Annotated in this window: 41 protein-coding genes and 1 other RNA gene; 13 read left to right on the forward strand and 29 right to left on the reverse strand. The window is 61.5% G+C overall.

What is annotated here, in order from left to right:
- The first annotated feature begins 150 nt into the window (after nucleotides 1-150).
- Complete coding sequence (locus tag FDA94_RS28480; protein WP_137250156.1) at nucleotides 151-1,413, forward strand: tyrosine-type recombinase/integrase; 1,263 nt, start codon at nucleotides 151-153, stop codon at nucleotides 1,411-1,413.
- Here FDA94_RS28480 and FDA94_RS28485 read toward each other — a convergent pair.
- Nucleotides 1,410-1,637 (reverse strand): helix-turn-helix domain-containing protein, encoded by a 228-nt coding sequence (locus FDA94_RS28485; protein WP_212735556.1) that lies wholly within the window; start codon nucleotides 1,635-1,637, stop codon nucleotides 1,410-1,412. The two genes, FDA94_RS28480 and FDA94_RS28485, sit on opposite strands and share 4 nt — an antisense overlap.
- A 398-nt stretch (nucleotides 1,638-2,035) precedes the next feature.
- On the opposite strand from FDA94_RS28485, the gene FDA94_RS28490 reads away from it, so the two are divergent.
- The gene (locus tag FDA94_RS28490; protein WP_137250157.1) at nucleotides 2,036-3,784 is read left to right on the forward strand and encodes a hypothetical protein; all 1,749 of its coding nucleotides are present in this window, start codon (nucleotides 2,036-2,038) and stop codon (nucleotides 3,782-3,784) included.
- Between the two features lie 77 nt (nucleotides 3,785-3,861).
- Nucleotides 3,862-4,077, forward strand: a complete 216-nt coding sequence (locus FDA94_RS28495) for a hypothetical protein (protein ID WP_137250158.1) — start codon at nucleotides 3,862-3,864, stop codon at nucleotides 4,075-4,077.
- Nucleotides 4,078-4,118: 41 nt separating this feature from the next.
- On the opposite strand, the gene FDA94_RS28500 is transcribed toward FDA94_RS28495, so the two are convergent.
- From FDA94_RS28500 to FDA94_RS28555, 14 genes are all read right to left on the reverse strand, one after another.
- Complete coding sequence (locus FDA94_RS28500; RefSeq protein WP_137250159.1) at nucleotides 4,119-4,418, reverse strand: hypothetical protein; 300 nt, start codon at nucleotides 4,416-4,418, stop codon at nucleotides 4,119-4,121.
- Nucleotides 4,415-4,714, reverse strand: a complete 300-nt coding sequence (locus FDA94_RS28505; RefSeq protein WP_137250160.1) for a hypothetical protein — start codon at nucleotides 4,712-4,714, stop codon at nucleotides 4,415-4,417. The genes FDA94_RS28500 and FDA94_RS28505 overlap by 4 nt, the downstream gene beginning before the upstream one ends.
- 31 nt (nucleotides 4,715-4,745) lie before the next feature.
- Entirely contained in the window at nucleotides 4,746-5,285 is a 540-nt protein-coding gene (locus FDA94_RS28510; protein ID WP_137250161.1) for a KTSC domain-containing protein, read from the reverse strand.
- 178 nt (nucleotides 5,286-5,463) lie between these two features.
- Nucleotides 5,464-5,658, reverse strand: coding sequence for a hypothetical protein (locus FDA94_RS28515; protein ID WP_137250162.1), 195 nt, complete (start codon nucleotides 5,656-5,658; stop codon nucleotides 5,464-5,466).
- 58 nt (nucleotides 5,659-5,716) lie between these two features.
- A complete protein-coding gene (locus tag FDA94_RS41210; RefSeq protein ID WP_281286641.1) occupies nucleotides 5,717-5,848 on the reverse strand; it encodes a hypothetical protein in 132 nt (43 codons plus the stop codon).
- Nucleotides 5,845-5,997 carry a hypothetical protein gene (locus tag FDA94_RS39490; protein WP_170991159.1) on the reverse strand — a complete coding sequence of 51 codons (153 nt, stop codon included), beginning with the start codon at nucleotides 5,995-5,997 and terminating at the stop codon, nucleotides 5,845-5,847. The genes FDA94_RS41210 and FDA94_RS39490 overlap by 4 nt, the downstream gene beginning before the upstream one ends.
- Nucleotides 5,994-6,302 carry a hypothetical protein gene (locus FDA94_RS28520; protein ID WP_137250163.1) on the reverse strand — a complete coding sequence of 103 codons (309 nt, stop codon included), beginning with the start codon at nucleotides 6,300-6,302 and terminating at the stop codon, nucleotides 5,994-5,996. Before FDA94_RS28520 ends, FDA94_RS39490 begins: the two co-directional genes overlap by 4 nt.
- Before the next feature lie 226 nt (nucleotides 6,303-6,528).
- Nucleotides 6,529-7,086, reverse strand: a complete 558-nt coding sequence (locus tag FDA94_RS28525) for a DUF6879 family protein (RefSeq protein WP_137250164.1) — start codon at nucleotides 7,084-7,086, stop codon at nucleotides 6,529-6,531.
- Between the two features lie 29 nt (nucleotides 7,087-7,115).
- Nucleotides 7,116-7,754, reverse strand: coding sequence for a hypothetical protein (locus FDA94_RS28530; protein ID WP_137250165.1), 639 nt, complete (start codon nucleotides 7,752-7,754; stop codon nucleotides 7,116-7,118).
- 100 nt (nucleotides 7,755-7,854) lie between these two features.
- The gene (locus tag FDA94_RS28535; protein WP_137250166.1) at nucleotides 7,855-8,157 is read right to left on the reverse strand and encodes a hypothetical protein; all 303 of its coding nucleotides are present in this window, start codon (nucleotides 8,155-8,157) and stop codon (nucleotides 7,855-7,857) included.
- A gap of 92 nt (nucleotides 8,158-8,249) precedes the next feature.
- The gene (locus FDA94_RS28540) at nucleotides 8,250-8,906 is read right to left on the reverse strand and encodes a nucleoside triphosphate pyrophosphohydrolase family protein (protein ID WP_137250167.1); all 657 of its coding nucleotides are present in this window, start codon (nucleotides 8,904-8,906) and stop codon (nucleotides 8,250-8,252) included.
- A gap of 141 nt (nucleotides 8,907-9,047) precedes the next feature.
- Nucleotides 9,048-9,338: a hypothetical protein gene (locus FDA94_RS28545; RefSeq protein ID WP_137250168.1), complete on the reverse strand. Its 291-nt coding sequence runs from the start codon at nucleotides 9,336-9,338 to the stop codon at nucleotides 9,048-9,050.
- Between the two features lie 233 nt (nucleotides 9,339-9,571).
- On the reverse strand, nucleotides 9,572-10,069 hold the full coding sequence (locus tag FDA94_RS28550; protein WP_137250169.1) for a helix-turn-helix domain-containing protein: 498 nt from the start codon (nucleotides 10,067-10,069) through the stop codon (nucleotides 9,572-9,574).
- Between the two features lie 279 nt (nucleotides 10,070-10,348).
- Nucleotides 10,349-10,681: a hypothetical protein gene (locus FDA94_RS28555; RefSeq protein WP_170991160.1), complete on the reverse strand. Its 333-nt coding sequence runs from the start codon at nucleotides 10,679-10,681 to the stop codon at nucleotides 10,349-10,351.
- Between the two features lie 479 nt (nucleotides 10,682-11,160).
- Between FDA94_RS28555 and FDA94_RS28560 the strand changes: the two genes are divergently transcribed.
- The gene (locus FDA94_RS28560; RefSeq protein ID WP_137250171.1) at nucleotides 11,161-12,138 is read left to right on the forward strand and encodes a hypothetical protein; all 978 of its coding nucleotides are present in this window, start codon (nucleotides 11,161-11,163) and stop codon (nucleotides 12,136-12,138) included.
- A gap of 283 nt (nucleotides 12,139-12,421) precedes the next feature.
- On the opposite strand, the gene FDA94_RS28565 is transcribed toward FDA94_RS28560, so the two are convergent.
- Both FDA94_RS28565 and FDA94_RS28570 read right to left on the reverse strand, forming a co-directional pair.
- Nucleotides 12,422-12,625: a DUF397 domain-containing protein gene (locus FDA94_RS28565; protein WP_137250172.1), complete on the reverse strand. Its 204-nt coding sequence runs from the start codon at nucleotides 12,623-12,625 to the stop codon at nucleotides 12,422-12,424.
- Nucleotides 12,622-13,461, reverse strand: coding sequence for a helix-turn-helix domain-containing protein (locus tag FDA94_RS28570; RefSeq protein ID WP_170991161.1), 840 nt, complete (start codon nucleotides 13,459-13,461; stop codon nucleotides 12,622-12,624). The genes FDA94_RS28565 and FDA94_RS28570 overlap by 4 nt, the downstream gene beginning before the upstream one ends.
- Before the next feature lie 302 nt (nucleotides 13,462-13,763).
- On the opposite strand from FDA94_RS28570, the gene FDA94_RS28575 reads away from it, so the two are divergent.
- Nucleotides 13,764-14,078, forward strand: a complete 315-nt coding sequence (locus FDA94_RS28575; protein ID WP_137250174.1) for a hypothetical protein — start codon at nucleotides 13,764-13,766, stop codon at nucleotides 14,076-14,078.
- Nucleotides 14,079-15,019: 941 nt separating this feature from the next.
- Here the strand turns inward: FDA94_RS28575 and FDA94_RS28580 are convergent.
- From FDA94_RS28580 to FDA94_RS28635, 12 genes are all read right to left on the reverse strand, one after another.
- Nucleotides 15,020-15,550 carry a hypothetical protein gene (locus FDA94_RS28580; RefSeq protein ID WP_137250175.1) on the reverse strand — a complete coding sequence of 177 codons (531 nt, stop codon included), beginning with the start codon at nucleotides 15,548-15,550 and terminating at the stop codon, nucleotides 15,020-15,022.
- Nucleotides 15,547-15,924, reverse strand: a complete 378-nt coding sequence (locus tag FDA94_RS28585) for a DUF6915 family protein (protein ID WP_137250176.1) — start codon at nucleotides 15,922-15,924, stop codon at nucleotides 15,547-15,549. Before FDA94_RS28585 ends, FDA94_RS28580 begins: the two co-directional genes overlap by 4 nt.
- 2 nt (nucleotides 15,925-15,926) lie before the next feature.
- Nucleotides 15,927-16,160 (reverse strand): hypothetical protein, encoded by a 234-nt coding sequence (locus FDA94_RS28590; protein ID WP_137250177.1) that lies wholly within the window; start codon nucleotides 16,158-16,160, stop codon nucleotides 15,927-15,929.
- Nucleotides 16,147-16,572, reverse strand: a complete 426-nt coding sequence (locus FDA94_RS28595; RefSeq protein ID WP_137250178.1) for a DUF6205 family protein — start codon at nucleotides 16,570-16,572, stop codon at nucleotides 16,147-16,149. The genes FDA94_RS28590 and FDA94_RS28595 overlap by 14 nt, the downstream gene beginning before the upstream one ends.
- The gene (locus FDA94_RS28600; protein WP_137250179.1) at nucleotides 16,572-16,973 is read right to left on the reverse strand and encodes a hypothetical protein; all 402 of its coding nucleotides are present in this window, start codon (nucleotides 16,971-16,973) and stop codon (nucleotides 16,572-16,574) included. The genes FDA94_RS28595 and FDA94_RS28600 overlap by 1 nt, the downstream gene beginning before the upstream one ends.
- Entirely contained in the window at nucleotides 16,973-17,554 is a 582-nt protein-coding gene (locus FDA94_RS28605; protein WP_170991162.1) for a 3'-5' exoribonuclease, read from the reverse strand. Before FDA94_RS28605 ends, FDA94_RS28600 begins: the two co-directional genes overlap by 1 nt.
- A 60-nt stretch (nucleotides 17,555-17,614) precedes the next feature.
- Complete coding sequence (locus FDA94_RS28610) at nucleotides 17,615-18,007, reverse strand: hypothetical protein (RefSeq protein WP_137250181.1); 393 nt, start codon at nucleotides 18,005-18,007, stop codon at nucleotides 17,615-17,617.
- 167 nt (nucleotides 18,008-18,174) lie between these two features.
- Nucleotides 18,175-18,690, reverse strand: a complete 516-nt coding sequence (locus tag FDA94_RS28615) for a hypothetical protein (RefSeq protein ID WP_137250182.1) — start codon at nucleotides 18,688-18,690, stop codon at nucleotides 18,175-18,177.
- Nucleotides 18,690-19,388: a hypothetical protein gene (locus FDA94_RS28620; RefSeq protein WP_137250183.1), complete on the reverse strand. Its 699-nt coding sequence runs from the start codon at nucleotides 19,386-19,388 to the stop codon at nucleotides 18,690-18,692. The genes FDA94_RS28615 and FDA94_RS28620 overlap by 1 nt, the downstream gene beginning before the upstream one ends.
- A 9-nt stretch (nucleotides 19,389-19,397) precedes the next feature.
- Nucleotides 19,398-19,811 carry a hypothetical protein gene (locus FDA94_RS28625; RefSeq protein ID WP_137250184.1) on the reverse strand — a complete coding sequence of 138 codons (414 nt, stop codon included), beginning with the start codon at nucleotides 19,809-19,811 and terminating at the stop codon, nucleotides 19,398-19,400.
- A complete protein-coding gene (locus FDA94_RS28630; RefSeq protein WP_137250185.1) occupies nucleotides 19,811-20,104 on the reverse strand; it encodes a hypothetical protein in 294 nt (97 codons plus the stop codon). Before FDA94_RS28630 ends, FDA94_RS28625 begins: the two co-directional genes overlap by 1 nt.
- A 69-nt stretch (nucleotides 20,105-20,173) precedes the next feature.
- Nucleotides 20,174-20,839: a hypothetical protein gene (locus tag FDA94_RS28635; RefSeq protein ID WP_137250186.1), complete on the reverse strand. Its 666-nt coding sequence runs from the start codon at nucleotides 20,837-20,839 to the stop codon at nucleotides 20,174-20,176.
- 1,554 nt (nucleotides 20,840-22,393) lie between these two features.
- Between FDA94_RS28635 and FDA94_RS28640 the strand changes: the two genes are divergently transcribed.
- The 8 genes from FDA94_RS28640 to FDA94_RS28670 all read left to right on the forward strand — a co-directional run bounded on the left by FDA94_RS28640 (nucleotide 22,394) and on the right by FDA94_RS28670 (nucleotide 25,261).
- A complete protein-coding gene (locus FDA94_RS28640) occupies nucleotides 22,394-22,687 on the forward strand; it encodes a hypothetical protein (RefSeq protein WP_137250187.1) in 294 nt (97 codons plus the stop codon).
- 22 nt (nucleotides 22,688-22,709) lie between these two features.
- Nucleotides 22,710-22,862 carry a hypothetical protein gene (locus FDA94_RS39495; protein WP_170991163.1) on the forward strand — a complete coding sequence of 51 codons (153 nt, stop codon included), beginning with the start codon at nucleotides 22,710-22,712 and terminating at the stop codon, nucleotides 22,860-22,862.
- 83 nt (nucleotides 22,863-22,945) lie between these two features.
- A complete protein-coding gene (locus tag FDA94_RS28645; protein ID WP_137250188.1) occupies nucleotides 22,946-23,467 on the forward strand; it encodes a hypothetical protein in 522 nt (173 codons plus the stop codon).
- Between the two features lie 527 nt (nucleotides 23,468-23,994).
- Nucleotides 23,995-24,300 (forward strand): hypothetical protein, encoded by a 306-nt coding sequence (locus FDA94_RS28650; RefSeq protein WP_137250189.1) that lies wholly within the window; start codon nucleotides 23,995-23,997, stop codon nucleotides 24,298-24,300.
- 2 nt (nucleotides 24,301-24,302) lie between these two features.
- Nucleotides 24,303-24,371: hammerhead ribozyme type II (locus FDA94_RS28655), an RNA gene on the forward strand.
- Between the two features lie 30 nt (nucleotides 24,372-24,401).
- Nucleotides 24,402-24,584: a hypothetical protein gene (locus FDA94_RS28660; protein WP_137250190.1), complete on the forward strand. Its 183-nt coding sequence runs from the start codon at nucleotides 24,402-24,404 to the stop codon at nucleotides 24,582-24,584.
- An 18-nt stretch (nucleotides 24,585-24,602) separates the two neighbouring features.
- Nucleotides 24,603-25,001, forward strand: a complete 399-nt coding sequence (locus tag FDA94_RS28665; protein ID WP_137250191.1) for a hypothetical protein — start codon at nucleotides 24,603-24,605, stop codon at nucleotides 24,999-25,001.
- A gap of 23 nt (nucleotides 25,002-25,024) precedes the next feature.
- The gene (locus FDA94_RS28670) at nucleotides 25,025-25,261 is read left to right on the forward strand and encodes a hypothetical protein (protein WP_137250192.1); all 237 of its coding nucleotides are present in this window, start codon (nucleotides 25,025-25,027) and stop codon (nucleotides 25,259-25,261) included.
- Nucleotides 25,262-25,357 lie beyond the last annotated feature (96 nt).

Consider the following 25,357-nt stretch of genomic DNA (forward strand, 5'->3'; position numbering starts at 1 on the left):
GCGCCGTTGATAAGTTGGCAATATTAAACGGCAGGTCAACGTGTGGTAGAAGGATCTTGACCCATTGAAAATCCATCGCCGCGACGTCGCCGCGACCAAGGAATCCATCCCCATCGAACCCATCACACACCCCCGAAGGAGGGGTTGACCATGGCAACTACACGGCCTCGCGCGGGCGGCAGCGTCCGCAAGGTTACCTCCAAGAACGACCCCTGCCCACACGGCAAGGGCGCCAAGTGCGACTGCCGCTGGCGCGTCCAGTACGTCGACGGATCAGGCAGGCAGCGCGAGCGCAAGTTCGACACCAAGGCCCAGGCCGACGCCCACCTCACCGAGGTCAACAAGGCCAAGATCACCACCGGCTCGGTGCCTGGCCACCTCACCGGCGACTCGCCCACGGTCGAGCAGCTGTGCGACAAGTGGTTCGCCCACCGGGCCGACTTCACCCCGGGCACCGTCCGCAACTACCGGAGCAAGTGCCGGTGCCACATCGTGCCCTTCTTCGGCGCCACAACCATGGTCTCCAAGATCACCAACGACCAGGTGGAGCAGTTCAGGGATCACCTGTATGCGGAAGAAATCTCCCCCGGCGAAGTGATCACGATCATCTCCAGCGTCCTGAAGGGAATGCTCGAATACGCCCACGAAAAGGGCTGGGTCGGCCGCAACCCCTGCATCGGGGTCCGCTTCAAGCCGGTTCCCGAGAACGAGGTGTACCTTCCCACCCGTCAGAACGTGCTCGACATGGCGGAGAAGATCGATCCCTTCTACCGGCTGACCATCTTCCTCCAGGCCCTTCTCGGCCTGCGGGCAGGGGAAGTCATGGGCGGCTCATGGGACTGCATCCGGGACGGCTACTTCCGCGCCTACCGGCAGCTCGACACGGCAGGGGAACTCATCCCGCTCAAGGGGAAGAAGGAGGGCGAGTACCGGGACATCCCCATCCCCCCGCAGATGGCCGAGGAATTCGAGCGGCACGGACACCTGTACGGGCGGGAAGGCTGGTTCTTCCGCTCCCCGCGCAGGCCTGGGTACCCCATCGGGCGTACTGCCCACACCACGGCGTTCAACACCGCGCGCCTGATGCTCGGGTTCCACGACGGAAGCTTCGTCCCTCAGTGCCTGCGGCATTACTTCTGCACCAACATGGTGCGGGTCACGCAGAACATTGCACTGGTCGCGGTGTGGGCTGGGCACGCGAGTGTTCAAACGACCTACGACAATTACTTCCACTACGTCGACGAGGACATCCGAATCGGCGCCGCCGCGTCCGCGCTTTTCCTCCGCCCCGACTTTATCGAGGCGGCGGAAGCCGGAAAGCCGGTAAATGACTTGGTCATTTCACCGCTGCGGGAGCCGGGAAAGAAGCCGCGAAGGCGGCATTTAGCGGGTGTGGCAGCCGGTCCGCTTTAAGCGGCCTGCTGCTCCAGCCATTCGGCGAGATCGGTCGGGAAACAGCGCAGCTGGTTCCCGACCTTTGTCATGGGGATGCCGACCGTCTTCCAGTTGTTCTGGAGCCAGCGGTGCTTGACGTTGAGGTAGGTCGCCACGTCCTCAAGGGTCCACATGGGCTCGGTCAGCTCAAGCGTGCGGCGAGCGGGGCGTCCGGGCCCACGGCGCGGGGTGGCGGCGGTCATGGGCTCAACGATGCCGGGGGTGTGGCGCGGGAGGAAGAGTTTGCCAACTCAGGTACAAGTGCGACCGATCCCTGTTTTGGTTGCACTCCTGGAGGGGTTGCGTAACTCCCGGAGTCGGGCGTAACGTTCCTGCTGCACCTCCTGCTGCGCCGCGACCCAGACGCACCCGCACCCGCGTCCAGGCCGCAACTGATCTCGGGAGGGGCCCGACAACTCCATAGCCTGCGCCCCAGAGGGGGGCGGGGAGCCTGAGCCCCTGACGGCACAGTCCCTCCTTAACGTCGTACCGGGAGAGTCGACGAGGAGATGCTCCGCCACCACGCTGACGTCCCCCTCTGTGGCACAGGCTATGGAGTTCGTCATTTCTGAGCCCCTCCGCATGAAGACGGAGACCCCCCATGATCGACATTCAGCCTCGGGGCCTGTTCGAACCCAAAGTTCCCGGCGTCCTTCCGCCGCTTCCGTTCGCGCCCAAGCCGGTGATCAAGACATCGCCGGGCCCTGCCCAGCGCGGCTGGCTGTACAGCCAGGCCGTCATCATCGCCACCAGCTGCCTGCTGGGACGCAGCTCCCTCGCCCCAGCCGGGGCCAGCCGCAACGACGGCTTCCGCAAGGTCGTGCGCCAGCTCGCCGTCCATGATCCCGAGTGGCTCACCGACCTCATCTCCTGGCTGCGCCGGGAGAACGCATCCAAGACCGCGATCTTCGTCGCGGCGGAAATGGCGTACGCACGCCAGCGCGCCGGGCTCACCGGCCACACCGCCTACGCCGTCGCGACGGCCCTCAAGACTCCGTCAGATCCTGCGGAGCTGCTCAACCACTGGAAAGAGGTCTACGGCATGAAAACCCTGCCTCGCGCGATCATCCGGGGGATCGCCGCCCGGCTTCCGCACCTGTACACGCAGGACGCGTTTCTGCACGACAACCCGACAGGCGGGGAGTTCACCTGGGCGGACGTCCTCAACCTGACCCACCCTCGGGTCCGGCCGGAAGACTTCGAGGTGGGGCCGGAGATTCGCGCCCAGAGCCTGACCACCACCCAGCTCGCCGAACGTGCGGAGCTGTGGATGATCCTTCAGCAGACGCTCTTCAGGCACGTCCTCGACACCCAGTACCAGGCGAACGTCCCTACGCCCATCAGCCTGCGAACGATCTATCACTACAGGTCGCTGATGCGCACCCCGGAGATCATCCGCGCTGCCATACTCCAGCGCCGTGGCGCCCCGAATGGGTTCGTAACGGCCGGGTTCACGCCCCAGGACATGGCGCGCTGGCTGCCCGGCGCCTGGACGCACGCGAAGTGGGCTGCCGTCGTCGGGGGGATGACGTTGGCCGACAAGCTCGCACACCTCGCCGCCTTCGACGAGGCCGGGCTGGAGGATGAGGTGGCCGAGGTGATCGCGGGGGAGATCTCGGACCCGGCTCTCATCGCGGCTAACCGCATCGGCCCGATGGCGGTCCTGGCCGCCGCGCGCAACGCGGGTAGCCGCTGGAAGCCCTACCTGACGACGGCCCTCGCCCAGTCCCTGAACAACGTTCCGATGCTCCCCGGCCGGACGCTGATCTTGGTCAACATGGCCCCGGCGATGTTCCTGCCGACCGAATCCAGCTCGCGTGTCACGCGGGCCGACATGGCAGGTGCTATCGGCGCCATCTTCGGCAAGAGGTCGGAGATGGCGACCATCGTCGGACTCACCCCCCGGTCGCCGGAGATTCTCTGGCGACCGGGGGACAGCGTCGCCGACATCGTCGGCAGGTTCCTGCCTCACGGTCCGGCCGACGTCGCCGGAGCGCTGGCCGCTCATTACCGGGGCCACGACCGTGTCGTGATGGTGACCGGATCGCTCGACCACGACATGCTCTACCGCAACCCGTTCCCGGGTAACAAGGCCTACCGGAACCCTTACGCCGGGCGCGGTGTGGAGCAGCTGCCGCCCACAGTGCCTCTGTACACCTCGCTGCTCGACCCGCAGGCGGCCATTCCGCAGCCGTCCGGCACTGACCTCGACAGGGCCGCCGACCTCAGGCGTGTGGTCTCCGTCTGGAGCGGCGACATCGGGTTCGGTCTCCCGCTCATCCTGGAGAACGCGCGCAACAGCCGGTGGCCCTGGCTGGGTCGTCACGCGCAGGAAGCGGGAGTGGCCTGATGGCATGGTGGGGCAAGTTACGGTGGTGGCGGAGCCCGCGCTATTCAGGCTTCTCCGTCGATCCCGAGAAGGTCCACATGCTGATGTTCGACCTGCGGAGCCTGTGGGAGCTGGACGCGCGTGAGGACTACTTCCCCAAGCAGGATCTCCGCTACAGCTGGGATCCACGAACCCGCTGCTTCCGGGTCTACCTCACCCCGTTGCAGATCACACGGCTGAAAGCCCGTGGCTTCTGGGAGAACAAGTTCGGCCGCTACGGCAAGGATCGCAACTATCCCGCCAGCAGCGCATGACAAAGCCCCCGCCGCTTCCCCGGCGGGGGCTTTCGTGTGTGTCAGGCTCGATCGCCGTCCGGCGAAGGCTCGGCCGATTTCACGTTCAATACGTCCACCAGGCCCTGAAGCGTCGACAGCTGGACGTTGAGCTCGTCGAGCATCAACGGACTCCCATCGGCCTGATACCTGTCGTAGGCCTTCCAGGCGGCGCCGAAAGCGCCGTCGACGGCGTCGGCCAGCAAGGTGCCAGGCCAGTTACGGAAGCGGGTGTAGGCCCGCCTGCGGGTCTGGTCACGCTGGGCGTGGTTGGCCGTCACCGGCAGCCGCCGGTTGAACAGGTTGAGCAGAAAGTCGATCACATCAGCCCCAGCATCTGGTTGAGCTCCAGCTCGTCATCGGCGTCATGGGCCTGGCTGGCGACGACCGTTCGGGCCTGGACGGCTCGCATCAGCGCCTGTTCCTCGTCGGCCTCGCGGCCGGTCCAGCGACCGACGACGATCGCTCCCAGCCACGGCCACAGCCGGACGACAAGACTGGTTCCGACGCGGAACGGGTACTCGATCTCACGCGTCGGCGCCGTATGGAAAACAGGACTACCCTTTTCAAGCTTCAAAGTATGGGCGTAGAAGCCCGCGAATTCTTTTAATTGCGGCACAAAGACGACCCTATAAAAGAATCGTCCGTATTTATGTACGCGCTGGCTTCTTCCGCATGCTCTTGTATTGCCGGTCGGGGTGCGTCGGGGCCGTTTCCTGCTCATAGGCGTAGAACGGGATCACCTCGGAGTCGAGGAATTCACCAGGCGAGTGCGTCGCCTTGAACTCCTCCCAGATCTCCGGCTCGACGTCGAAATAGACATACCGCGACCCATTGCGGAACCTCACCCGCAGCTGCCTGGTCCGCTGGTTGTAGCCAGCAGCTTTGGTCCGGGGACGCTCATGGTTGGTCGTCGCGGTCGGCTGATAAGGCAGCAGATCGATGTCGCTGCCGTCTGATGCGTCCTGGAGCTGACGACGGAGCCACGGGTCACGTGCCTCGTCCAGGTACCAGAACGGGTCGGGTCGTAGATCCCGTCGCCGACGCCTGAACGTGCGCTTCTCGGGACCGTAGTTCTTGCCGTTGTCGTAGTCCTTGTCGAGGACCGAGCTCGCGAAGTTCTCGCCCTGGCCGGAGTCTCGACCGGCGATGTCATCCCAGGACGGTACGTTAGGGCGCTTCGGCGCCATATGTCTTCTCCCAAAGGCCAGCCGCGACCACGTTGATCGGCTAAGCTTTTCTACGAATGGCGGACATTATCCGCAGTTCTTGGTATGTCACCATCCGGCCGCCCTAGTAAGCACTGAGGGCAGAAACCCGAGCCGACTTCGGCACAGTGACCGAAGGACGGGGCGGCCGGACCAACCACTAGTCGATGACCACGAGGCCGAGACGGGCCCACGAATCGGCATCAATACCGTTCGCCCGCTGAACCTCGGCGTCTGGCAACTCGGCCGAGGTCACGGTGTTACCCACGAGATAGTCGACGTCGATAGGCTTCGGCTCCGGGGACTGAACAGTCCAGCCGAGAGAAGCCTCAGACGCGTCAATGGTGTTGTTCACGGAATTCGCCCTTCAGGAATTCTTTATCTGAATTCCATTATTGCGGCGAATGCCGAATTTATTGCTGTTGGACGGTCCAGCCCTCGTCCATTACCGGGCCCATTTCATCATGCTTCTCGCCGTGCGGGCAGTAATAGCCGGGGTAGTGGACACCTTCGTGGTTGTAGCAGGTGTCGATGGCGATGTTCACACTGACACCTCTTCCCTTTGGGGGAAGCTCAACGACCGGCTCTCAGCTGCGAGTTCATGTGAATCCCGCGCCGATTGCGCCATGGACTTGCGGGCATCGGCCAGGATGGCGGACGCGGCCTCGTAGAAGGGGTCGTCGAGGAAGTTCATATGGTGCGCCTCTTTGGTCGCGGCGGACTGTCGTTCAGAAGGTCCTCAACCGCTGTTACGACCCGGGCCAGCGTGGTGTTGTTGGTCTCCAGGACCTTGGCCATCTGGGCGGCGAGCGGGAGGAGCTGATCGACGACGGCCCGTGCGGCATCGCGCTCTGCGACCACACGCCGATAGGCGCGTCCGGAGACGATGATCTCGAAGACGAAGGCCACGAAAATGAACGCCGCCACCGGCCCGAGGACGCGGGGGTCCGTCAGCGCGAGATCAACACTCGGCGCCGGAAGGGGGGTGGGAACGTTCACTGAGGGAAAACCGCCGATCGTTAGTTACTAATTCAACGATACGACGTGGAACGTTCTCGATATAAAGGGTGGTGGTGAGGCCTCCGCTGTAATCAACCGTGCCAGCGCACCGCACGGAGTGCTACGGATGTCGTCTGTGCCATCTGGCGCACCACCACCCATGAGGATCTTAGCGTAAAACACGGCACCCGCCCCGGTAACGACAGGGCGGGCGCAGTTTGAAGCACTAGAACGAGCCGCCGTATTTCTCGGCGAACGCGGGGAACGGTATGGACCGGCCAACCGCCATGTCGCGCCAGAAATTGGCCTGGACGATCCGCTCGGCGTCGTCCACGACCTCGGCCGCCTCGAACGTGCCTCCGTCTCCGTAGTGCATCATTACCAGGGTGGCTGAGTCGAAGAGCCAGTAGTCATGATGAGGCAGCCCTGTCGGCCACTCGCCGGGTGACACCGGAAGGAGCCTCACGTCTTCACCGGCCCGCACAGTGTGCGTATAGGCCCATGCGCATTCGAAGCGGACGTAGTCCGACAAGGGTTCTTCCACGACATGCACGCGGTGCAGAAGCTTCCCGGCAGCACGCGCCGGTCTGACGGTCTCTTCTATCCATCGGGCGATGCCCGGGAACTCACCGCGCTGCTGCCCGCCCAGGAAGAGATCGAATTCCGCCTTTTCGTAGGACACGTCATAGCGCTGCAACGACTCCAAACGGTAGGCGGTGAAGCGGAAATCGGTGAAGAAGCGGTTGAACTCCGCGTCGTCGAGGGACTTGAAAGTCTGTCCCACTACTAACCTCCGTTAGTTAGGTTAGCTTTCTACACTTCTGCGGGTTCGGCTTCGGCGATCTGCCGGGTGAGCTCTACCAGCTCGTCGTCCGTCACACGGAGCGTGCGGTGCCGGAGATTCCAGATGAGGGCCCTCAACGCGCGGAAGAAGGTGACCGTCCTATCGATCTTTTCCTGCGCCTCCAGGTCCATCTCTAGTTCCTTGTTCTCGTCGAACCTGTAGACGAGGCTGCCGAAATGCCTGACGACGAAACGGTCTGCCAGAACGTAGAAACGCTCATGAGGCAAGGAGGCGACTTGGTTACCCATGTTGAGGTCAGAGTGGGTTTCCTTGAGGTCCTCGATTTTCTGTCGCACGATTTCCCGGCCTGTGCCGTGTCCGGCATAGGAGACGATGCCGAGGAAGACTTCATCTGCCTTGTGGACGAAGATTCCCGCCTTCGTCGACTTGGGGAGGACCTCCACCAGCTTCTTGATGACGCGGCGCCGGGGCCGGGAGGTTCCGTGCCACAGACCCCAGGTGCCAAAGGCGTTCACGACGGTGATCACGAGTCCCTTAAGGATCCCGATGACACTTCCGGCGGCGATGCCCTCAGCGAGGTCCGAGACGCTAAGAAGCACCATGACCCCTGACCAATAAAGCGCGAGGACGAACTTGGCAACGCTCATGATTAAGCGATAGGCGAGGGCTGTCATCTCTGTTCTTTCATGTCCTTAGATACGACTAAGGCCACCAGGCGTCTGTGTGAACACCTGGTGGCCTTGGGGATCACGTGCCGGATTCTACCGGTCCGTCATAGTTGGTACACCGGCAATCGGCCAGCTGGTAACCCTTGAATCCGCCGTCTTTGAAGATCGCCTCTTCGTGCTTACCGGTGCATACCTTCTTCTTGGCGTCGTGGTAGGCGAGGGTGTGCCGACAGCTGCACCGGTTTGCAGTGGTCATCCATCGCTGCCGCTCTTTTCGAACGCCGCTATCGAAAGCGATGCCGCCGGTGATGAGCATGAGGGCGGTGATGGCCAGTCCTCCGGCGAGGCCGACGATGAGCAGGGTGTTTATGGACTGGTTCATGCGTCTCCTACCGTGTGCTTCCAGATCGCCAGGGCTTCCTCCCGGAGGTTCACTCCTAGACCTTCGTGGCAGCGCAAGTCGTGAACTCCACCTCAGCGCTCGACGGGGTCGGGAACCAGGGCGCGGGAGAGGACCGCGACCCAGTCAGGGGCTACCCAATCTGCGGGCTTGAGGACCTTACCCAGCTCGTTGCGATGCACCCGGCCGTCCGGCCAGCGCTTGCGCAGGTTGGCCTCGTGGACGGCTTCGAAGAAGACCTCATCGTGGATGCGGTACTCCCGCAGGGTCCTGTGCATCGCGGCGATCAGGGCGACGAGTGCGTAGGCCAGCTTGTTGCGCTCGACCATCTCACCGGTAGACCCGGGCGTGGTCTTGCGGAGGAAGTCGAAGGCGTTGACCAGACGCTCGACGCAGTCGATGACGCTTCCTGGTGTGACCTCGTCGGGGTCGGGAGCGTCCAGCTGCAAGGCGATGATCGCGTAGGCGCACGTGTACTCGACGTCGACGCCCTCTTGAGCCCAGTGAGCCAGGGCGGTGCGCTGTTCCTTCTCGGCGTGCGCCAGCCCGAAGGAGCGGGACAGGTCATCAAGTGCGTCGAAGTACTCCTCGATCTCGCTGTAGATGAGTCCTTCGCAGGTGGAGATGACCGCGTTGCGGTTGTCGGCGCCGGGTCCGGCGGTCGGCTGTTCGTAGGCGTCGATGAAGTGGCTGAGGCAGCGCAGACGCCATTGATGCTGGTCAGCAGGCATGGGGGGGACTGTGAGGACGGTAGTCACCACGCCCTCCTAACGTGAGGAGTTTCTAAACTAGTTCAACAACTCATCACGATAGCGGAAGAGCGCGCCCGCCGATCCATGTGATCGACTGACGCGCTCTTCTATAACGTTGTTTCAGTTGGCCGACCGGCGAGCCCTCCCGATGGGGATGACGTCGGCGGCGGGCCGGGCCGCCTCGTCGTCCAGAACTTTGTTACGCTCCAAAGGCACGTCGCCCAAAATCCGCCGGACGACGTCCAGGCCCCCATGTGCCATGAGCACCGGGGCCAGTAACTGTCCGATGATCGGCGCGAGATCGTGTGTGGAACCAGCCGTCGTCATCATGGCGATGACCTCCCGACATATCACAACCTTGGCCTGTGCAGGGTCCAGGTCTGATCGATAGAGGACGAAGTCCTGCCCCACTGACCTCACCCAGGCCCCGTCATCGCCGGAATCAACCGGAAGCTCGCAGAGCTCGTAGGGGAGAATATGTGTGGCTCGCCCACGAATTTTCGTCAGCTCGCGGGCGAAGGTGGTGAGGTCAAGAGGGATGAGTCGCCCAGCGAGGGCGTTCGGGACTGTCACAGGCGCCTCTGGAACAAGTCGTAACAAAGAGCATCCTGAGTACCACGTCCCCCTACGGCCTGGCAAACACCTCACATAGTTTCCCCAGGAACAGGCACCAGCTCCCGATCTACGGAAAGTACATGGAGTACCTGGTCACCAGCGGAATGCTGACCGGCATGACCCCTTGTCAACATTTCGGGTGTCATCTGTTCAACCGACATCGGCGCTGTGAGCACGAGCAGTGCGATGCTGGCCGCGCCCTCGCGGGCCGCGTCGCTCAGGGCTCGAAGCTCGTAGTACATGGCCTGGCCGGTCGCATCGGACAGGAAGTAGGCCGCCGGGACGCCCCAGAACGTGGCCAGCTTCGCGATCGTGCCGATGGTCGGATTGTCCATCTCACCGCTCAGGATGCGGCGGATGTTGCTCCGGGAGACTCCCGATGCCTTGGCGACGTACTGCTCGTTGTAGGCGACGCGCTTACTGGGATCCTCATGGGAGTCTGGGTCGAGAAAGATCTCGAAGCACAGCTGGAGCCGGTCTGCGAGGGATGGTGCCCCCTCAAGGTGTGTCTGGTACTCCATGAACATCTGGCCCTCCTCAAGGCAGGACCCACGGTACTCGTCCCCGGTCGCCGAAGAACCGTGACGGTCAAGTAGACCAAACTGTGACCTAGTCGGGTAAACCAGACGTCATACGTATGCGTCAGCGCCTCTGACCGGCTGGAACGTGGCAGGCGCTCATGTTGACACCGGACATGTTGGACTGGCAGGTTTAGCCCGTGCCTTATATGGCACGGGCGCGTGAGGGGGAGCAGTGGTGCTGAGCGGAACAAAAAGCCCGGGGCTGGTCTGCCCCGGGCCGCGTCCTCAGCCTGCCAACCGCACTAATGCGCGCAGGCTGGGCGCTTCGTCGAACACGCCACGCTCCAGCTGCTCCCAATACCACTTGACCACCACGTCCGGCACAGGGCCGAACGGCTTCAACGCCCTGACGTCGTCCGAGCTGATGCGACCCGCAGAAACGCCCCAGGCGATATCGGTCCGAATTCGAGCGGCGAGACTTCGCTTTTCCCGGCCGAGCAGCTGCTCCGCGATGTCTAGCGGAACCTGGGTTACGCCCGTCTGAGTTGCCTGACTCTGATTCCAGGGCTCTTCCTTGGTTACCGGATGCCCATCGCAACTCCACCAGGCCAGCTGCACTCTGCCACCACTGTTAAGCGTGCAGAGCCACACGGGATCAAAGGGAACGCGAACACCACATATTCGCCCTGAACCAATGATGATATTGCAAAGCGGCAATAGTTTCTGAGGCGCCATGTTGCCCTCCAATAGCCAGGGCCGGGTATTCCCTGCGTTCTTCCCATTGTCCCGTATACATTACGAGACCGTCAAACACCAGGCTAAAAAGCCGAAATAACGTTGAGCCATTTTGCTCATTTCGGCTCAACCGTCTGGATGCCTCTGTGCACGTTCTGTGCAGGTTCGGCGCAGGACGGATGTGGCGGGTAGCTTACCGACGCCTTCCACTCAGGATCAACACCCGTGTGGGCAACGCCACACCCAGCCACGTTGCGAGTCTACATCTTCCCAGCTCAGGTATCTGATACGACACTGGCGCCACGGCTACGACGCTCGCTACGGTCGAGGAAAGATTCAGAACTAGTTATGAAAGTCGTCACGTGATCAGCAAGCCTTACCCGGCTCCCCAGACCATCGCCCCCACGACCTACCAGCCGAAGTTCCTCGAACCTCTCCCCGTTGGCAACGCCACGCCGATCAGTACGTTCACCTCCAAGACGCACGTCCTGGAGCTCGTCCAGATGGACGAGATCATGATCGCCCAGCTGCTGTCCCGCCAGCCGGACTTCCAGCGCCCGATCGACTGGGGCCGCGTCGCCCACTACGCCAGCCTGATCGAGAACGACCAGCTGATCGCCAGCCCCGACCTCGCCCTGTCCTTCACCACAGACGGCTACGTGCTCCAGGGCCGACACCGCCTCCTGGCCGCCGAGCGCGTCCTGCGCAAGCGCGGCTTCGGCACTGTCGCCTTCTACGTCAACTGGAACGGCAAGATCGAGCACTTCCCCTTCCTCGACCTCGGCAAGCCCCGCACCGGCCGCGACATCCTCGCCATGAGCGACGTCGAACACCCCGCCAAAGTCGCCGCCGCACTCAACGTCGTCTACAGCTTCGACTCCATGAACGCCAACCGCGAGTGGCGCAGCCTGCACGTCGACCCCTCACGCATCGACGAGGTCCTCAAGGCCTCCTACAAGGACCTGCCGCTCCACGTCACCGGCGGCTCGGAGATCGCCCGCCGCCTCGGCCTGCGCCACGCCGCCATCATCGCCGGGCTCTACATCACCAGCCGCGTCGACCAGGCCGCCGCCGTCGCCTTCGCCGAGCCCCTCGTCACCGGCGCCGGGCTCACAGTCGGCTCGCCGCAGCTGGTCTTCTCCGACTGGTCGCTGCGCCGCAAGACCACCCGCGTCCGGCTCAAGAACCTGCTGCCCGTCACCGCCCACCAGCTGCGCGCCTACATCGTGGCCTACAACGCCTCGATCACCGGCATCAAGCTGTCGGCCCAGAACTTCACCGGCGCGGCTCGCATGCCCAAGCCGATCTCGGCCGGAAAGCTGGAATCCCAGGCGGCGTAACCCGGCCGACCGCCTCGCTCGATCTGTACTGTCTGCGTCACAGGTTGTGTGGATTTCGGCGAAATCGACCTCGTTGACTCGGCCCTGGCAGCACAGAGGGCAGAGACACGAACTTTCCCCGACGTAGCTCGGATCCACTCACTGGAAAGCCCCTCAGTCCGGACTGAGGGGCTTTCGTCATTGTCGGGCAATAAAGAAGGCCGGTGGGGCGTCAATCTCCCACCGGCCTTCAATGCTCCCGCGAGGAGCCTGGAATGAACTTACACCGATCCAACGCCGGGTTCTAGAGGTCGAACTCTCCGCCCTTGACCCCGTGGACGAACGCGTCCCACTCGCTGGGAGTGAAGACGAGGACCGGGCCGTTCTCGTCCTTGGAGTCGCGGACGCCGACCGCGTTCCCCACCGTCGCTCGCGCCACCTTCACGCACTCGCCGCCATTGTCGGCGGACTTCTGCGCCTTCCGCCATACGGCGCCGTCGAAACTCACCGGAACGCCTGCTGCTGCCACTGCTCTGCCTTCTCCCTGATGATCTTCATCGATTCGACGACGGATAGCGCGTGGCCCCGAAGGAGGTGATACCTCTCCTCAAGCTCTGCGATCTCCGCCTGTTCACGGAGGACCCGGCCTCTGCTGACCGAGTCTTCATACCCAGTTTGGGCCCCGGATCGAGTCCGTGCGAGTCCGAATGCCCCACCATAACCAACCATAGTGGTTGCGTCGGCGGGCAGGACCTGAAGGGTAATCGACCTGTGAGCAGAGTAAAGATCCACCAGGTAGGAGAGTTGTCCCGACATGACCTCAGGACCGCCGATGTGCCGGTCGAGGACGGACCAGTCCAGCACAGCGGAATAGATGGGCGCATCGTCGCCGACAAGCAGCTGGCCGCGTCGAACACGGGCCGCGATGGCTCGCTCGATACCCTCGACCGGGGTTCGTGGACGGCCGAGGAACACCGCTCGCGCGTAGGCCGCAGTCTGAAGTAGGCCAGGGAACAGGGTCGGGGCCCATTGGGACAGAACGGATGCGGCCTGCTCCGCGTCGATCCACCCACGAAACCACTCCGGGGAGCCGGAACGCTCGACCAGCTCCCATACCGCAAGCAGCGCACCTCCCGCGTCAAGGAAGGCGTCGATCGCCTCTACAAAGGTACGTGTGGGCTGCCGTCGCGCATTCTCAAAGTGACTGACAAGCGCCCGGGTGACGTTCGCATGACTAGCCAGGTCGTCTTGCGTCTTCGTGCGACGCTGCCGCCATTTACGCAGCTCGACGCCGAAATGTGCAAGGGCACTCGCGTTTGGATCTAACTCAACGGGAGCAGGCACGCTACATACACTCCGTGACGCTACGTCAGCCTCGAAACTGCGTGATACACCATGATACAGAAGCTGTATCACGACCGTCGACCATGATGACCTAGCAAAGTTCGGCCGTTGGCGTGCATGCTGTTACACAACAGCAGCCCGCGAGTAGCGAATGGAGCACCAATACCGGACCCTGCTCTCCCTGTCTGGTTGGTGGCCGAAAAGGACGAAGACCTATGTCAACACCGATCAAGCCCTTACCTCCGGTAGGGACTGCCAGAGGCTTCTCGTTCCAAGAAGCCCAGGAACGCTGTGCCAGTGAGGTGAACGCTCTTCTCGTCGTACACGGCCAGAAGACGTCACTGGACGGCTCGACCCTCGTGTGGCGCATGTCGGACGGCAGGACCTTCCAGATGCTCTTCGCCCGCGACGGGATCGACTGGGCGATCTACCCACCTCAGGCGATCACCAGTCAGGGGTCCTACCCGGCCGCGCTATTCACAGGGAAGTACGGCCCCCCGAACTACCCCGGCAACCGCTTCGATCCGCATAGGGTCATTGACTTCCTGCGTAGTAAAACTTCCACTCAGGAGGTAGGTCGTTGCACCGACAAGTGCATGCGGCCGAACACCCTCTGACTCCTGACGTAAAGTCAGCCAAGTCACCATAGACAGGCCCACCGTCGCGACGCCTGGTACTCCATGCCATCCTCAAGGCGTCTAGGCGGTGGGTCACTAAACGGTCCTCGGCGGTCGTATGACCGCCTCACTTCATCACCGCATCGGCCCCCCGCCCCGTGGTTGAAGTGAATCTGCCTACCCAGCGGTCGAGCGTGGGGCTCCGATCGTCGAGGACCCACCAACTCCCCCCAATTCCACCTGGCTCCGGCGGAGATGATCTTGGTCCCTTCCGGGGCCGGAGGCAGGAAGCGAAGGGGGAGCCCGCCCCCGCTCGCCAGCGTGAGACCTCTCCCAAAGACGTGAGAGGCTCATCGCTGGCGAGCGGGGGCATTGTTCTTCCGTACGCCGTCAGCTATCGCTTCGGTGTCGCACAATGCCGGGCCGGGCATTACTCCGGCCCCAGGGCGGGGTGTGTCGCAGATCTAACGCCAGGTCGACCCTCCCGCGTGCGCGCGGACTCCGAGGAATCGCTGTCATCCGTAGCGCGAGGGCTCTGCGCCCTCCCAGTTTGAGCCTGCCGTGTTCCGGACCCCGGCCTCGCGGCAGCTCACACCAACGGCTCCGCACGCACGCACGGCCACACTGGTGTTCACGGGATCCAACGACTGGTCGTCTACGACTTCAGCTGCCCATCTTGCTTTCGCTCTCACTACACCCGGTGGGCAAACCGGTGGCCGGTACTCATTCCGCCTTATCCGACGTGGCGGGCATAGCGAAGCTCACGCGTTTGCGCAGCTCAGATGATGTGTCCGGCCTTCGCCGAGATCACTTTGTTCGACGGGTTGGACTCTACTACGAGTTTAACAACTCGTGCAAGAGTGCAACTGCCCGGAGCTAGCAACATGCACCCTGACCAGGGCATACGTCACCCACTCCGGGCAGAAATGTGTAACTGACGACTAGTCGTGGTCGTACTCGTCGACCACGATGCGGTCCTTGTGGACCGTGATCTTGGCGTGGTCACCGAACAGCCGCAGCAACGCGTGATCGAACTTGCCGCTGGTGACGGCCTCGCTCAGGGCCATGCAGTGGTCGTAGCGGGCCTCGTCCGGCCCGGAGTAGTCGCCGTAGATGTACTGGCGGGCCTGGTAGTCCCACGTCCTGGGACGCTTACCGAGGGAGTCGTTCCAGGAGACGGCGAAGTCGTCGTAGTCGACCTCGTCCTCCGGCACACCCTCTTCGTCGAGCTCGGACTTGTTCTGCTCGGTGAGGAACCACACATCCCCGGCCGAGAACTCGCAGACCTCGCCGTCGTTGAAGTAGGGCGTGTACTGCGTCCAGCCGTAGCGGAGGATCGTCGGATCGTCCTGAATCGCCTGGAACAGCGGCGCCAGCTGCTCGACCGGAAGCTGGTCGACCTTCTGGACGCTGTAGACGTACCCCTCGATAGGGACGCCGATGAAGCTCTTCTCTGTGGTGCTGTTAGTCACGTGTTGCTGTCCGAAATGTTGAGCATGGATAGGGGGTATTCCTTCTTGACGGCGCCAGACATCCACGTGTGGATCGGCATGTCTTTGATGTAGTCGGCCGGAGAAGGTAGCCAGCCGAGATCCTCGATAATGTGCTGCTCGGCGATCAACCGGACCGGCACCTCGACCGACCCGTGGGTCCTCTCGACCGTGATCGTCACGCCGAAAATCTGCTCGGCGAGATAGCACCCGAGGGTGTGGTGATACAGCGAGCGATGCCGGACGTCGCCGATGACCGCCTTGCTGCTGTCGATGAACCTGTGAATCAGGAGGTAGTCCTCCGGCTTGCCGCCCCACCGCTTGGCACTCGACTTAGCGTGGTAGTAGGAGTTCACGACTACCCCAGCTCGTCCAGCAGCTGGCGCAGCAGATTGACGTCGTAAAGGAACTCGAAGTCCTTCTCGGAGTCGGCCTCGGCCGCCGCCAGCTTGATACCCAGCCAGTCCCGGACGACCTCGAAGATCTCGTTCGTCGTCTCGTACGAGCCGTCGCAGCAACCGCAGATGTAGGGCTCGGTGATGGCTTCCAGGACGATCTCCTGGACCCGAGTCTTGAGCTCAGAAGCGAGCATCTTCGTCGTCCTCCGACCAGTCCTCGTCCGGCCAGATGATGCGCGGCTTAATCTGAACCGCCTGACCATCCTTGACCATCAGGCGCCAGAGGTCACCGGGATCTTCGCCCTCGGCTTCGATGAAGCCGATGAAGCGCTGGCCCTCCGCGTGGCAGTTCAGAAGCGACTGGAGTTCCTCGACGATCCGGTAGCCCTTCATAGGCTCGGTCGTCACCGGCGCGATGGCGATGCCCCGGCGCCGGATCAACGTTCCATCGGAAGTCTCCTCGGTCGTCTCGTCGAGCACGATCTTCAGGTCGCGACCGTAACCGCGCTGGCCGGGCAGGCAGACGAACGGACTGTCCTTGATCTCGCTCCACGCCAGCGGAGGGACGATCGAGATCTCGCCGGTGTGGCGGGTGTAGTAGCCCATCAGGGCCTCACCACCCCGAGGCTCTGGGCGATCTCCTTGTCGAAGACCTCCTGAAGGAGCGTGTTGGCCTTCGGGACGTACTGCGGCCAGCTGTCGTCGGTGTCGATGTTCATGTGATCGCCCTGGTGGCCGAGCTTCCGGTCACAGGTGATCCCCACGTGCTTCGTGCCCTGGTTGTCGTCGCCGCAAGGGATGTCGACGCCCGCCGCCACGAGGACCTTGACGATCGCTGGGTTGTGCCTGAAGGCCGCCAGCGACTCGTCCTCGGTGTCCCAGTCCTCATCCTGGAGATAGGCGACCAGGGGAGTGAGGACAGCCACGACGGTCTCCTCAGTGGCGAACGCGTCGTCGAGCGCCTGGGCGACGATGTCGAAAATCTGACCGCCGGTGTTCCAGCCCATCAGTCAGCGCTCGGCATGCCGGACCGGATCAACGCGAGGCGCTGCTGCTCGGCCCGCTCGTCGAGCCAGAGCTTGGTCTTCAGGTTCCACTGCGCGTCGGCCAGCGCGTGATGCTCCAGGTTGTTGTTGTCCGGCAGCACCTTGATGCCGAGATCGAACGCCTGCTGCTTGATGTCGTACAGCCACATCGGGATCTCGTCGGGCTTGTCGACCATGACGCCGAACATCCACGCGAGTCGAACCGTGTCGAAACCGCTGTAGTAGCCGACGAGCAGCGGGTCAGGTGTGTTCTGGATGAAGCGCCTGATCTCCCAGGCGATCCGGTCGAGACCCTTGACGTCCCGGTGGTCCTGGTTGAGCCACTGGAACTCGTTCGGAGCCTCCCGCAGCGGAAGGTGAGGCACAACGTTGTGCCGGAGCCAGAGATGCTGCCAGACGGCGATGTACGGCATCTCGGCGTTGACGGCGTAGTACGTCCGGCCGTCCTCGGCCACCAGGCCGACAGAGATGAGGTGGATGCCGCCGGTACCGTTGTCGCGGTCCCAGGTCTCTAAGAATTCGAAGTCGATGCCTACAAGCACAAAGATCCCCTGTCGGGTGAGAACCGGTTAGGTCCCTCACGACAGGGGATCTGGCGAAGACTAGATCGCGGCTGCGCGTACGAGGTCGACGACCGCCCAGTGACCAAGCTCGGCCTCTCTGCGGTTCGCCCACCCGAAGGCTCCCACAGATCTACCGTCCCTGAACACCCTGGTCTCGTAGTCGGTATCGATACCGAGCCCGATCGCCTGCATGATCGCCTTGGTCCACGCGCTCGCCACCTCTTCAACCCAGGGGTCACGCGTCGGACGCCACTTCTTCCGGAGCGATTCCGGCCGCAAGATCGTCGAGATCCATGTCTCACCGAGAGTGGTGTTGCCGACCCGCACCGTGTCCGATATCCGGAGCGACTCCAAGAGCAACTGCTGCTGGAAAGGGGTAAAGCCGATGGAGGAGTCCATCACCCACGCCCGCATCTCGTCGATGTTGCTCATAAAGACTCCTCGTCCATTACGGCCTTCGCCAACGGGCAGAACGACGCCGGGACCAACATACCTGCCTCGACGTCGCTACACCCACCACAGATTTCGGCTGGAACACTGTGCCTGCTCTCGCCATCTGGCCGGTAGAGGATCGGACGATGGGTGAGTGGTTCGCTCATTTAGTCACCCCAGTCCACAACCTTCTTAGGCTTTGCTCGGAGATATTGGTTGTGCTCCTCCGACCTCAGCAGCCGATAGGACAGAAGCTCGTTCTTTCGAATCACCCGATCGATATCTGAGCCCCTGGCGCGCAGCTGCTTCTCCAGCCGGTCGATCTCCTCACCGCGCCTGCGCAGCTCTTCGTACGCAGCTTGTATGTTGGCCTGGGAACAGGACAGCGCGCTTCTGAGGAACATCACGTTCTCGATCGACACGCCGTCATCCTCGTCGCCCGGCGGCCGGAGCTCGTCGACGAGATGCTCTATGACCACCCGACCCCACAGGATCGGTGCCACGAGCGGCCACGTCAGGGCGTACGCGGTAACCCAGGCCTGCACAGTTCGCCGCCGCTGCGCCTCAGAACCCTGAGACCACCGCCAGAAGTGCCTCACCATGGGCCGTGCGACATAGATACCACCACCGAACACGCCGGTGACGAAGCTAAACCCGATCACCATCTGTTCGACCAGGTTCATCAGGAAGCCAGGTATCTCTTGGCAGCGCTACCGTTCCTGAGGAACTTGCTCACATCAGACGGATGAATGCCCCAACGTTCAGCAGCCTCGGCCTGACTCATTCCAGAATTGACGTCGTCCGCCATAATCTCGACGTGCTCATCGTAGAACTGAAGTGCGGGAGGGATCTTCTGCGCGACGGCCTCATAGTACTTCCGATATAGCGCCAGATTCGAGGCACGAAGAAGCGTAAGCGCCTTGGCTCGCGCGTTAGCCGACAGCTGTTGTCTCGTCCGATCCGGACGCTTCGACACGTACTCGTCGAGCTGCTCGCCGTAGAACACCTTGTAATCCTCCGGAAGAGCGTAGGCAAGCACCCGCAGCGCTAAGTTCTTTGCACGTTCGGCGGTCTTGGGAAGCAGATGTTCAGGAAGGGGCCTTCCCGACTCAATGATCTCGTAGACCGTGACCAGGACAGGGTCAGGCTTCTTGGCGTAAGGCCTCTTGGCCCTCGTTACCCAGCGCTTATCCAGCTCCCTCTGGAAATCATTCGGATACTTGTCCCTGAGAGCGGATCGCGCTTTCCAGGACGCAAGGCTGTATGAGTGTCCGGCAGCGCGGTACTTCTGATAAAGGGCCCGATACTCGGGAAGATACTCATTGATAAGGGCAGTGAACGCCGCATGGTTGGCAGACGACTGACTGGTGTACTCGGTCATGTGGTATACCTAAACTTCTGTAGAACTCAACGCCCTGCGGCGTACGTGCTCACCCCGACCACGGAGCGGGATACCGGCCTGCACGATCACCGCGCGCACCGCGTGCTGGTTGACGTGGCCGACACGTGCCAGCAGGGTCACGCCGTACCCAGCCTTGTACAGCAGGCGGATGGCGGCCTGCTTCGCCAGCGTCATGCCGCCCGCGTGACCTCTAGGCGGGGCGATCAGGAACTTCAGACAGTGATACTCCGCCTTATAGGCGTTGCGTAGCAGCACCATCGCCTTCTCGCTCGCCCGCACAGGCCCGCCAGGAAGCAAACGCGCCTCGTTGTAAAAACGGGAGTAATCCACCCTGTGCTTGTCGTAGAGCAGCTGCGTCGCCCGCTCCTTCGGCGTAAACGACTCATCGCGTGGCGCCGCCATTATTCGTCCTCACGTCCAGTCCCACGCCACGCGCGAACCTTTACCCCACGTGCCGTCGCGAATAAGCGATACATGATGATGTACTCGTCGTAGTACTTCTTCTTGAGCCCTGACAGCGCTTTCGAGTAGAGCTTGGAGTGAGACGCCTCAGGGCCGAGCTCGTTCTTCGCGTCTGTGATGAGCGCCCAGTACTCGATCTTGTGATTATTCTTGAGCGCAGTGATGGCGTCGTTCTTCGCCTGATCGTGTGGACGCATCGGGTGTTTCGCTCGCCGTTTAGTGGTAGTGCTCATGACTCCCCTTGGACATGACAAATAAGCCGAACGGCACCCAGCCGTCGACTAAATGGTTTCAGTTATGGGCTAGCTCTGCGACCTCTCGGCGAAATCGCTCACTGCCCTTGCCAGAAGGACAGGCGGAAGGTCCTCGTCGTCGTCATAAGACGGCGCCAGCCCCAGACCAAGTCTGAGAAAGACCTCAAGCCGTTGCGCGTTCGCATCCGTCGAGATCGACTCGATCAAGAACTCGACCATGCCAATCAACGCGTCGTAGAACTCCGGCGCCTTTTCCTTCGCCTCCTTCTCGGTCTCGATCGCCGTGATCAGCCAGGCCGCGAGGTCACGGAGCTTCTCCGGGTCCTTGCCCTGCGCGATGGCCTCGATCAGCCGCAGCTCTTCAGCGAGGCCTTCCGTCGTCCGGACGACGTAATGCCACCGGTGCTTCGGAAACCCGAACGTCTTCGCAGCGGCGGTCGGCGTCATGCCGGAAGCGACCAGTCGCTTAATGGCAGGGATCTTCGCGCGGATCGGGCTCCGACCCTCGGCGACGGCCGCGTCCCACTCCTTCTTCCGCTCCTCGAAGCTGGTGATCAGCCATCGCCAGTCCTTGTGCTCGACCCCGAGCTGCGCCCAGGCCGCCTCCTTTGTGGTGCCAGATCGCACCAACTCCAGCAGTGGTTCCCACCATGAAGGGCGGCTGAGGTCGCTGACCTTCTCAGCCGTCGTCGTGTCGTTGTCCAGGAGAGTCATACGAGCAGGGTACCTAGGTGTGCGACCCGATGGAAAGGCACAACTAGTTTAAGAACTCGTCACGGTGAACTAGACAAACCGACCAGCGCCCTGGCATTATCACGACCTGGCAGTGCCGTCAACTTCATAATGGCATGCTCACGCGGCCTGCCGGTGCCGAAAATGACAGAGCGTGATGTATATCCATGCAGCCGCTCCCGGTGACACTGTCTCCCGGCTCACGGGGCATTTTCGCGCGGGTCACCAGGCACGGCAATGGTTGTCATTTTCATTTAAGGGTGGGGGGGTGTTATCAAATCGAAATGTCCGAGCCATTTACAAAACTGCTCGGCTGTGCATTGGGCCTGTGCGCGTGCATTAGTTGTGAGAATCAACATTCTCAAAGTTACTAGCCAGTTGGCTAGGGAGTGAGTGTTCACTCCGCTTCGCCGACACTGTTATGGTTTTGTGACTTCCCGCGTGGGGCCGTGGCCTGGCTACAGGGGCGTAGGGGCGCGGAGGTAGTTGGTACGCGTGGCGCGGACCGACATTCATGGCATTTATGCAGGTCGGAGCGATAAATGTATCAAAATGCATATCATGCCATTTACATGCAACGCCCTGACCTGGGAAAACGCCATAACGTGAGATCTCCATGATCAAATAGGCGTTACTAACCCGTTATATAACCTGTCCTGGTATGTCCTATTATCCACCCATTTTGATAACGGATTGGCTATAGACGACTACGTGAAAACCACGTAATGTTCTGGGTGTCGGGCAACACGGACCGGCACGCAGGGCAGTAAGGGTTCTTCAGAAGTCGCCCGGGTTGAGCAGAGCTCCCCACGCGATCGGACCTACTTACTGGGTGTGCGTGCGAGACGGGATGGTTCCGCCTGGGCCGAATTGTCAACGGCCGGACACAGCTTCATCGACTCTGATTGGCGCACGGGTGAGAAAGCCCTAAAGGCTGACACGAACGCGCTAGGTGCATGACCAGACCTGTAACTGGCATGTGCGAGACGGGAACGTCGCGGGACTCTGCGAACACCAGAGATGCGGCGGGAACTAGGTACGCGTGGAATGCGGCAATCCATTGGCAACCGCAGATCGCCTAGGTACGGGCTTGGTAGTGCTTGTCGGGTACTGAGGAATGGCGATCACCGGACATCGGGCCGAAATTTGGCCTGGTGATCGGGTAGGCGTAAACGGTGCGCAATCAAGTCGGGTGTATAACGCTCTGGCCCATATCGCGGATTGGGGAACGGAAACCGTGAAGGTCTGTCAGTAGGACGGTCGGATGTGTAGTTGGCATCCGAACGAGGGCAGAAACCACACGAGGAACGGGAACTGACTCTTAGGAGGTCTGCGGCTTGATAGCAAGACCGTCGTCTACGAAATGACAGGATGTGGCGCTCCCGGCAGTTGTTAGGTCACACCGGAACAAACGCTTATTGCCTGTCAACGCTCTGCTCTGGCAATTAGAGTAAGGCCGAATTTTGGCCGATTGGGGTTCGATTCCCTGACAGAGCGCCAATTCAGGACAACTGGTTAACCGAAAGAGAGATGACCATGATCATGCACGACCGTAGGCACACGTTTGTCTACACGCCCATTCGATTCCGCCGGTTGGAGCGCCGCGCGAACGGCGTGCATATCCGCTTCACCGGCGACCGTCACACGTGCAAGTGCGCCTACGTGTGGCTGTACCACAAGTACAGCAAGCCCAACACGGCGCGTGCTTGCACGCGAAACGGCAAGTACGCGGCTATCGCGATGTACTGGAGTGCGCGCTTCAACTGGAACGGCAAGAACACCATTCGATACAACGGCACCAGTAAGCCGCTGTGGTTAACGCACGTCTAACCACAACCCTAAGGAGAGAACTGTGAAGATCCGAATCGTCAAGTGCCCGAAGCGTACGATCAGCCACGTCATGTGGAACATGACGCCGGTGTTCCTGTGGGCCGGTCCCGAAAACGGCTACGACGGACACGTGGTCAAGTTCCGTGGGAACGGACAGTACAACTACGCGATCTAGGCCGTTGGCGATCAGGGCCGAATTCCATAAGGGGTTCGGCCTTAGGTCATCTCGGATATGTCGCATCAATAGGAGGAATCTCAATGAAGTTCACGACGGTTGACCCACAGCCGGAGGACGACAAGATCATTCCGACGCACCGGATCAAGCTCTACGGATACGGCTGGACGCGGTTCCGGCTGATCAGTTTCGAAGCGGACACGGATTATGGCTTCTGGTACGGCAGGGCCCGTGTACAGGCGATGAACGGCGACGTTCGGTGGATTGACTTTGGTAAGTACAACTACACGAACATCGAATCCCTGACCGAAAACGACAAGGGTGCGTTCCCGTTTCACAAGGATGCGCCGCGCGTGGGTGGCGGATACGACAAGGCGGTTCTCGGAGGAACGACGTTCTGTCCTCGTCTCGGAGAGATGACTATTAACGCTATCGCGCACACGGACGAAACGTGGGCGGCCGTCGTCATGCAGCCAAAGGAAGGGGACGAGTGGGTGTGTTACATGGTGAACACGAAGACGGGTGAACTGTCGAATGGCGTGTTCGGTGACATGACAAACGTGTTCGTTCGCTTTGCGGAGCGTGTGAATCCGGCCGCATTCTGACTAGGCCGTTGGTGATTGGGCCCGAATTCCGCCAGGGGTTCGGGCCTTAGTCATCTCGGATGTGTCATATAGCGAGAGGACAAGCATGGAACTCAAGTTGGGTCAAACGCTTCACCACAACGCCACGGGAGACGCCTTGCTGTTGGCTATGGCGTTCACTAGAACGGGACGCACGGTCATCGTTCTATGCGGTGGAAGCGAGTCGGTCTGTACGTTCATCGACGACAACGGAGAAATGGACGCTGGCATATACGGCACTTTGGGGTGGACCATGGAATGGTTCGCCCGTCGTGTCACTGAGTAAGCCGTAAGGACTCGTCTAGGACTCGCATCGGGTCTAGCTCTAGTAGCTAGGCCCCATTGCATGGCTAGCCAGTCATGTGTTGGACGCCGATTTTGGAAGGTGTCGCATGTACATGCAGTTCCTTAAGGTCACCAACACGCGTCGCCTGTTCTACGGCTACAGGATGACGCGCGCCACGTGGCGCAAGTACAAGTAGCCCAACTAGTCAACTCAAGGGAGAGACATGCAGACCACGATTCGTCAGGTCATCCGGCATAAGCGCCGTCCGCGCCGTGAGCCGTCCAAGTCGTACGTCAAGAAGACACGCATGGTCCCGATCAAGGAATGCACGGTGAAGGACATCCGGGAACACCTGGCGAACTGTGACCGGTGCATGTCTCCCGGAAGCCTGGTCATCTTCTATCTCGACCGGGAAAAGGCCGCGATTCTCGCGAATGATGCGAGTGAGGCGCGTTACTGGGGACTCAAGGTGGACAACCAGATTGCCGCCCACCACAAGGGTTGGCTTGAGTTCCCGATCGCGGGCTGAAAAGCCGAAACGCGCAGTGATGCGCGTCGTGTTGGGTGTGGTGCCCAATGCCTGACGACTGGTAGCCGTCAGCTCCGCGCCGAATTTCAGGAGGTAGCAGTATGACGAACAAGGTCAAGAAACTCGCGCTCTTCTACATCTGGGATTGGAAGCGCCGGGGGTTCTGGCTGTGTCCCACGATTTACGCGGAAGCTATCGCTGACGCCAAACTCATGGTCGAGTTGTACGGAGACACGGAAGCCGTCAACCGTCGTCTGCGTGAAATGAAGACGTACACCATCTAAGAGCTAGGAGATACGTACATGGGTGACCTTGAGTTGGTCATGGCTGATGTCACGCGCTCGCACCGTAGCCAGACGCCGATTTACGACGGCACGGCAAAGGTGATCGCGTCGTGGTGGTACGGAGGACACAGCCACGCTTTTACTGGCCTCAACATGTCCGGGCGTATCTACATGCCTGAACTCTTGGCGGAAATCGATGGCGCAATTGAGTACGTTCGAAAGAGCCCTGCAAATCATTGGGACGCACACAAGCGGGTCAACGATCAGGGAACGCGTAGGCACAACCTAGCGGCCTTAGAGGCCCTTAAGGTCTACGTCCAGTACCACAAGAACCGGGGGCCGCAAGAGGGATGGGGGCGCGTGTGGGTGGATGTGCTCACGCCCGAGGACGAATACAGCATCTTGGAAGGTGAATAGTCATGTGCCGAAATGACTCGCCTATGGTGACCGTGTACATGCCGTCTAACGGTCTCTATCAGGTGGTACCAAGCCGCCTGGCCGCGATTGAAGCGCGGTACCTACCGAACACGCTAGATGATCTCAAGGCGCACGTCCGGCGCATTCTGCGCGACGACTACGGCAACCCTGATGGCGCGATCGTCGCGCACATGGAAGGAATCGAAACAATCACTCAGTGCCTTGTCGTGCTCGCCGAATTACACGGCATGGGGAGCTAGTCCTAGGACTCGCAACGCGGGCACCGGTCACGTACCGGTGTCCTATTGCGTGGCTAGTACAGCACGTTAGTTAGGTGCCGAAATATCAGGAGGTCC

The organism is Herbidospora galbida (assembly GCF_005233835.1).
Taxonomy (GTDB): Bacteria; Actinomycetota; Actinomycetes; order Streptosporangiales; family Streptosporangiaceae; genus Herbidospora; species Herbidospora galbida.

Coding starts and splice junctions, on each gene's coding strand:
- FDA94_RS28480 (WP_137250156.1), top strand. CDS start 151: ATGGCAACTACACGGCCTCGCGCGGGCGGCAGCGTCCGCAAGGTTACC.
- FDA94_RS28485 (WP_212735556.1), bottom strand. CDS start 1,637: ATGACCGCCGCCACCCCGCGCCGTGGGCCCGGACGCCCCGCTCGCCGC.
- FDA94_RS28490 (WP_137250157.1), top strand. CDS start 2,036: ATGATCGACATTCAGCCTCGGGGCCTGTTCGAACCCAAAGTTCCCGGC.
- FDA94_RS28495 (WP_137250158.1), top strand. CDS start 3,862: ATGCTGATGTTCGACCTGCGGAGCCTGTGGGAGCTGGACGCGCGTGAG.
- FDA94_RS28510 (WP_137250161.1), bottom strand. CDS start 5,285: ATGGCGCCGAAGCGCCCTAACGTACCGTCCTGGGATGACATCGCCGGT.
- FDA94_RS39490 (WP_170991159.1), bottom strand. CDS start 5,997: ATGAACTTCCTCGACGACCCCTTCTACGAGGCCGCGTCCGCCATCCTG.
- FDA94_RS28530 (WP_137250165.1), bottom strand. CDS start 7,754: ATGAGCGTTGCCAAGTTCGTCCTCGCGCTTTATTGGTCAGGGGTCATG.
- FDA94_RS28535 (WP_137250166.1), bottom strand. CDS start 8,157: ATGAACCAGTCCATAAACACCCTGCTCATCGTCGGCCTCGCCGGAGGA.
- FDA94_RS28540 (WP_137250167.1), bottom strand. CDS start 8,906: ATGCCTGCTGACCAGCATCAATGGCGTCTGCGCTGCCTCAGCCACTTC.
- FDA94_RS28550 (WP_137250169.1), bottom strand. CDS start 10,069: ATGTTCATGGAGTACCAGACACACCTTGAGGGGGCACCATCCCTCGCA.
- FDA94_RS28590 (WP_137250177.1), bottom strand. CDS start 16,160: ATGCTCGCTTCTGAGCTCAAGACTCGGGTCCAGGAGATCGTCCTGGAA.
- FDA94_RS28595 (WP_137250178.1), bottom strand. CDS start 16,572: ATGGGCTACTACACCCGCCACACCGGCGAGATCTCGATCGTCCCTCCG.
- FDA94_RS28600 (WP_137250179.1), bottom strand. CDS start 16,973: ATGGGCTGGAACACCGGCGGTCAGATTTTCGACATCGTCGCCCAGGCG.
- FDA94_RS28610 (WP_137250181.1), bottom strand. CDS start 18,007: ATGAGCAACATCGACGAGATGCGGGCGTGGGTGATGGACTCCTCCATC.
- FDA94_RS28615 (WP_137250182.1), bottom strand. CDS start 18,690: ATGAACCTGGTCGAACAGATGGTGATCGGGTTTAGCTTCGTCACCGGC.
- FDA94_RS28620 (WP_137250183.1), bottom strand. CDS start 19,388: ATGACCGAGTACACCAGTCAGTCGTCTGCCAACCATGCGGCGTTCACT.
- FDA94_RS28625 (WP_137250184.1), bottom strand. CDS start 19,811: ATGGCGGCGCCACGCGATGAGTCGTTTACGCCGAAGGAGCGGGCGACG.
- FDA94_RS28630 (WP_137250185.1), bottom strand. CDS start 20,104: ATGAGCACTACCACTAAACGGCGAGCGAAACACCCGATGCGTCCACAC.
- FDA94_RS28635 (WP_137250186.1), bottom strand. CDS start 20,839: ATGACTCTCCTGGACAACGACACGACGACGGCTGAGAAGGTCAGCGAC.
- FDA94_RS28640 (WP_137250187.1), top strand. CDS start 22,394: ATGATCATGCACGACCGTAGGCACACGTTTGTCTACACGCCCATTCGA.
- FDA94_RS28645 (WP_137250188.1), top strand. CDS start 22,946: ATGAAGTTCACGACGGTTGACCCACAGCCGGAGGACGACAAGATCATT.
- FDA94_RS28650 (WP_137250189.1), top strand. CDS start 23,995: ATGCAGACCACGATTCGTCAGGTCATCCGGCATAAGCGCCGTCCGCGC.
- FDA94_RS28660 (WP_137250190.1), top strand. CDS start 24,402: ATGACGAACAAGGTCAAGAAACTCGCGCTCTTCTACATCTGGGATTGG.
- FDA94_RS28665 (WP_137250191.1), top strand. CDS start 24,603: ATGGGTGACCTTGAGTTGGTCATGGCTGATGTCACGCGCTCGCACCGT.
- FDA94_RS28670 (WP_137250192.1), top strand. CDS start 25,025: ATGGTGACCGTGTACATGCCGTCTAACGGTCTCTATCAGGTGGTACCA.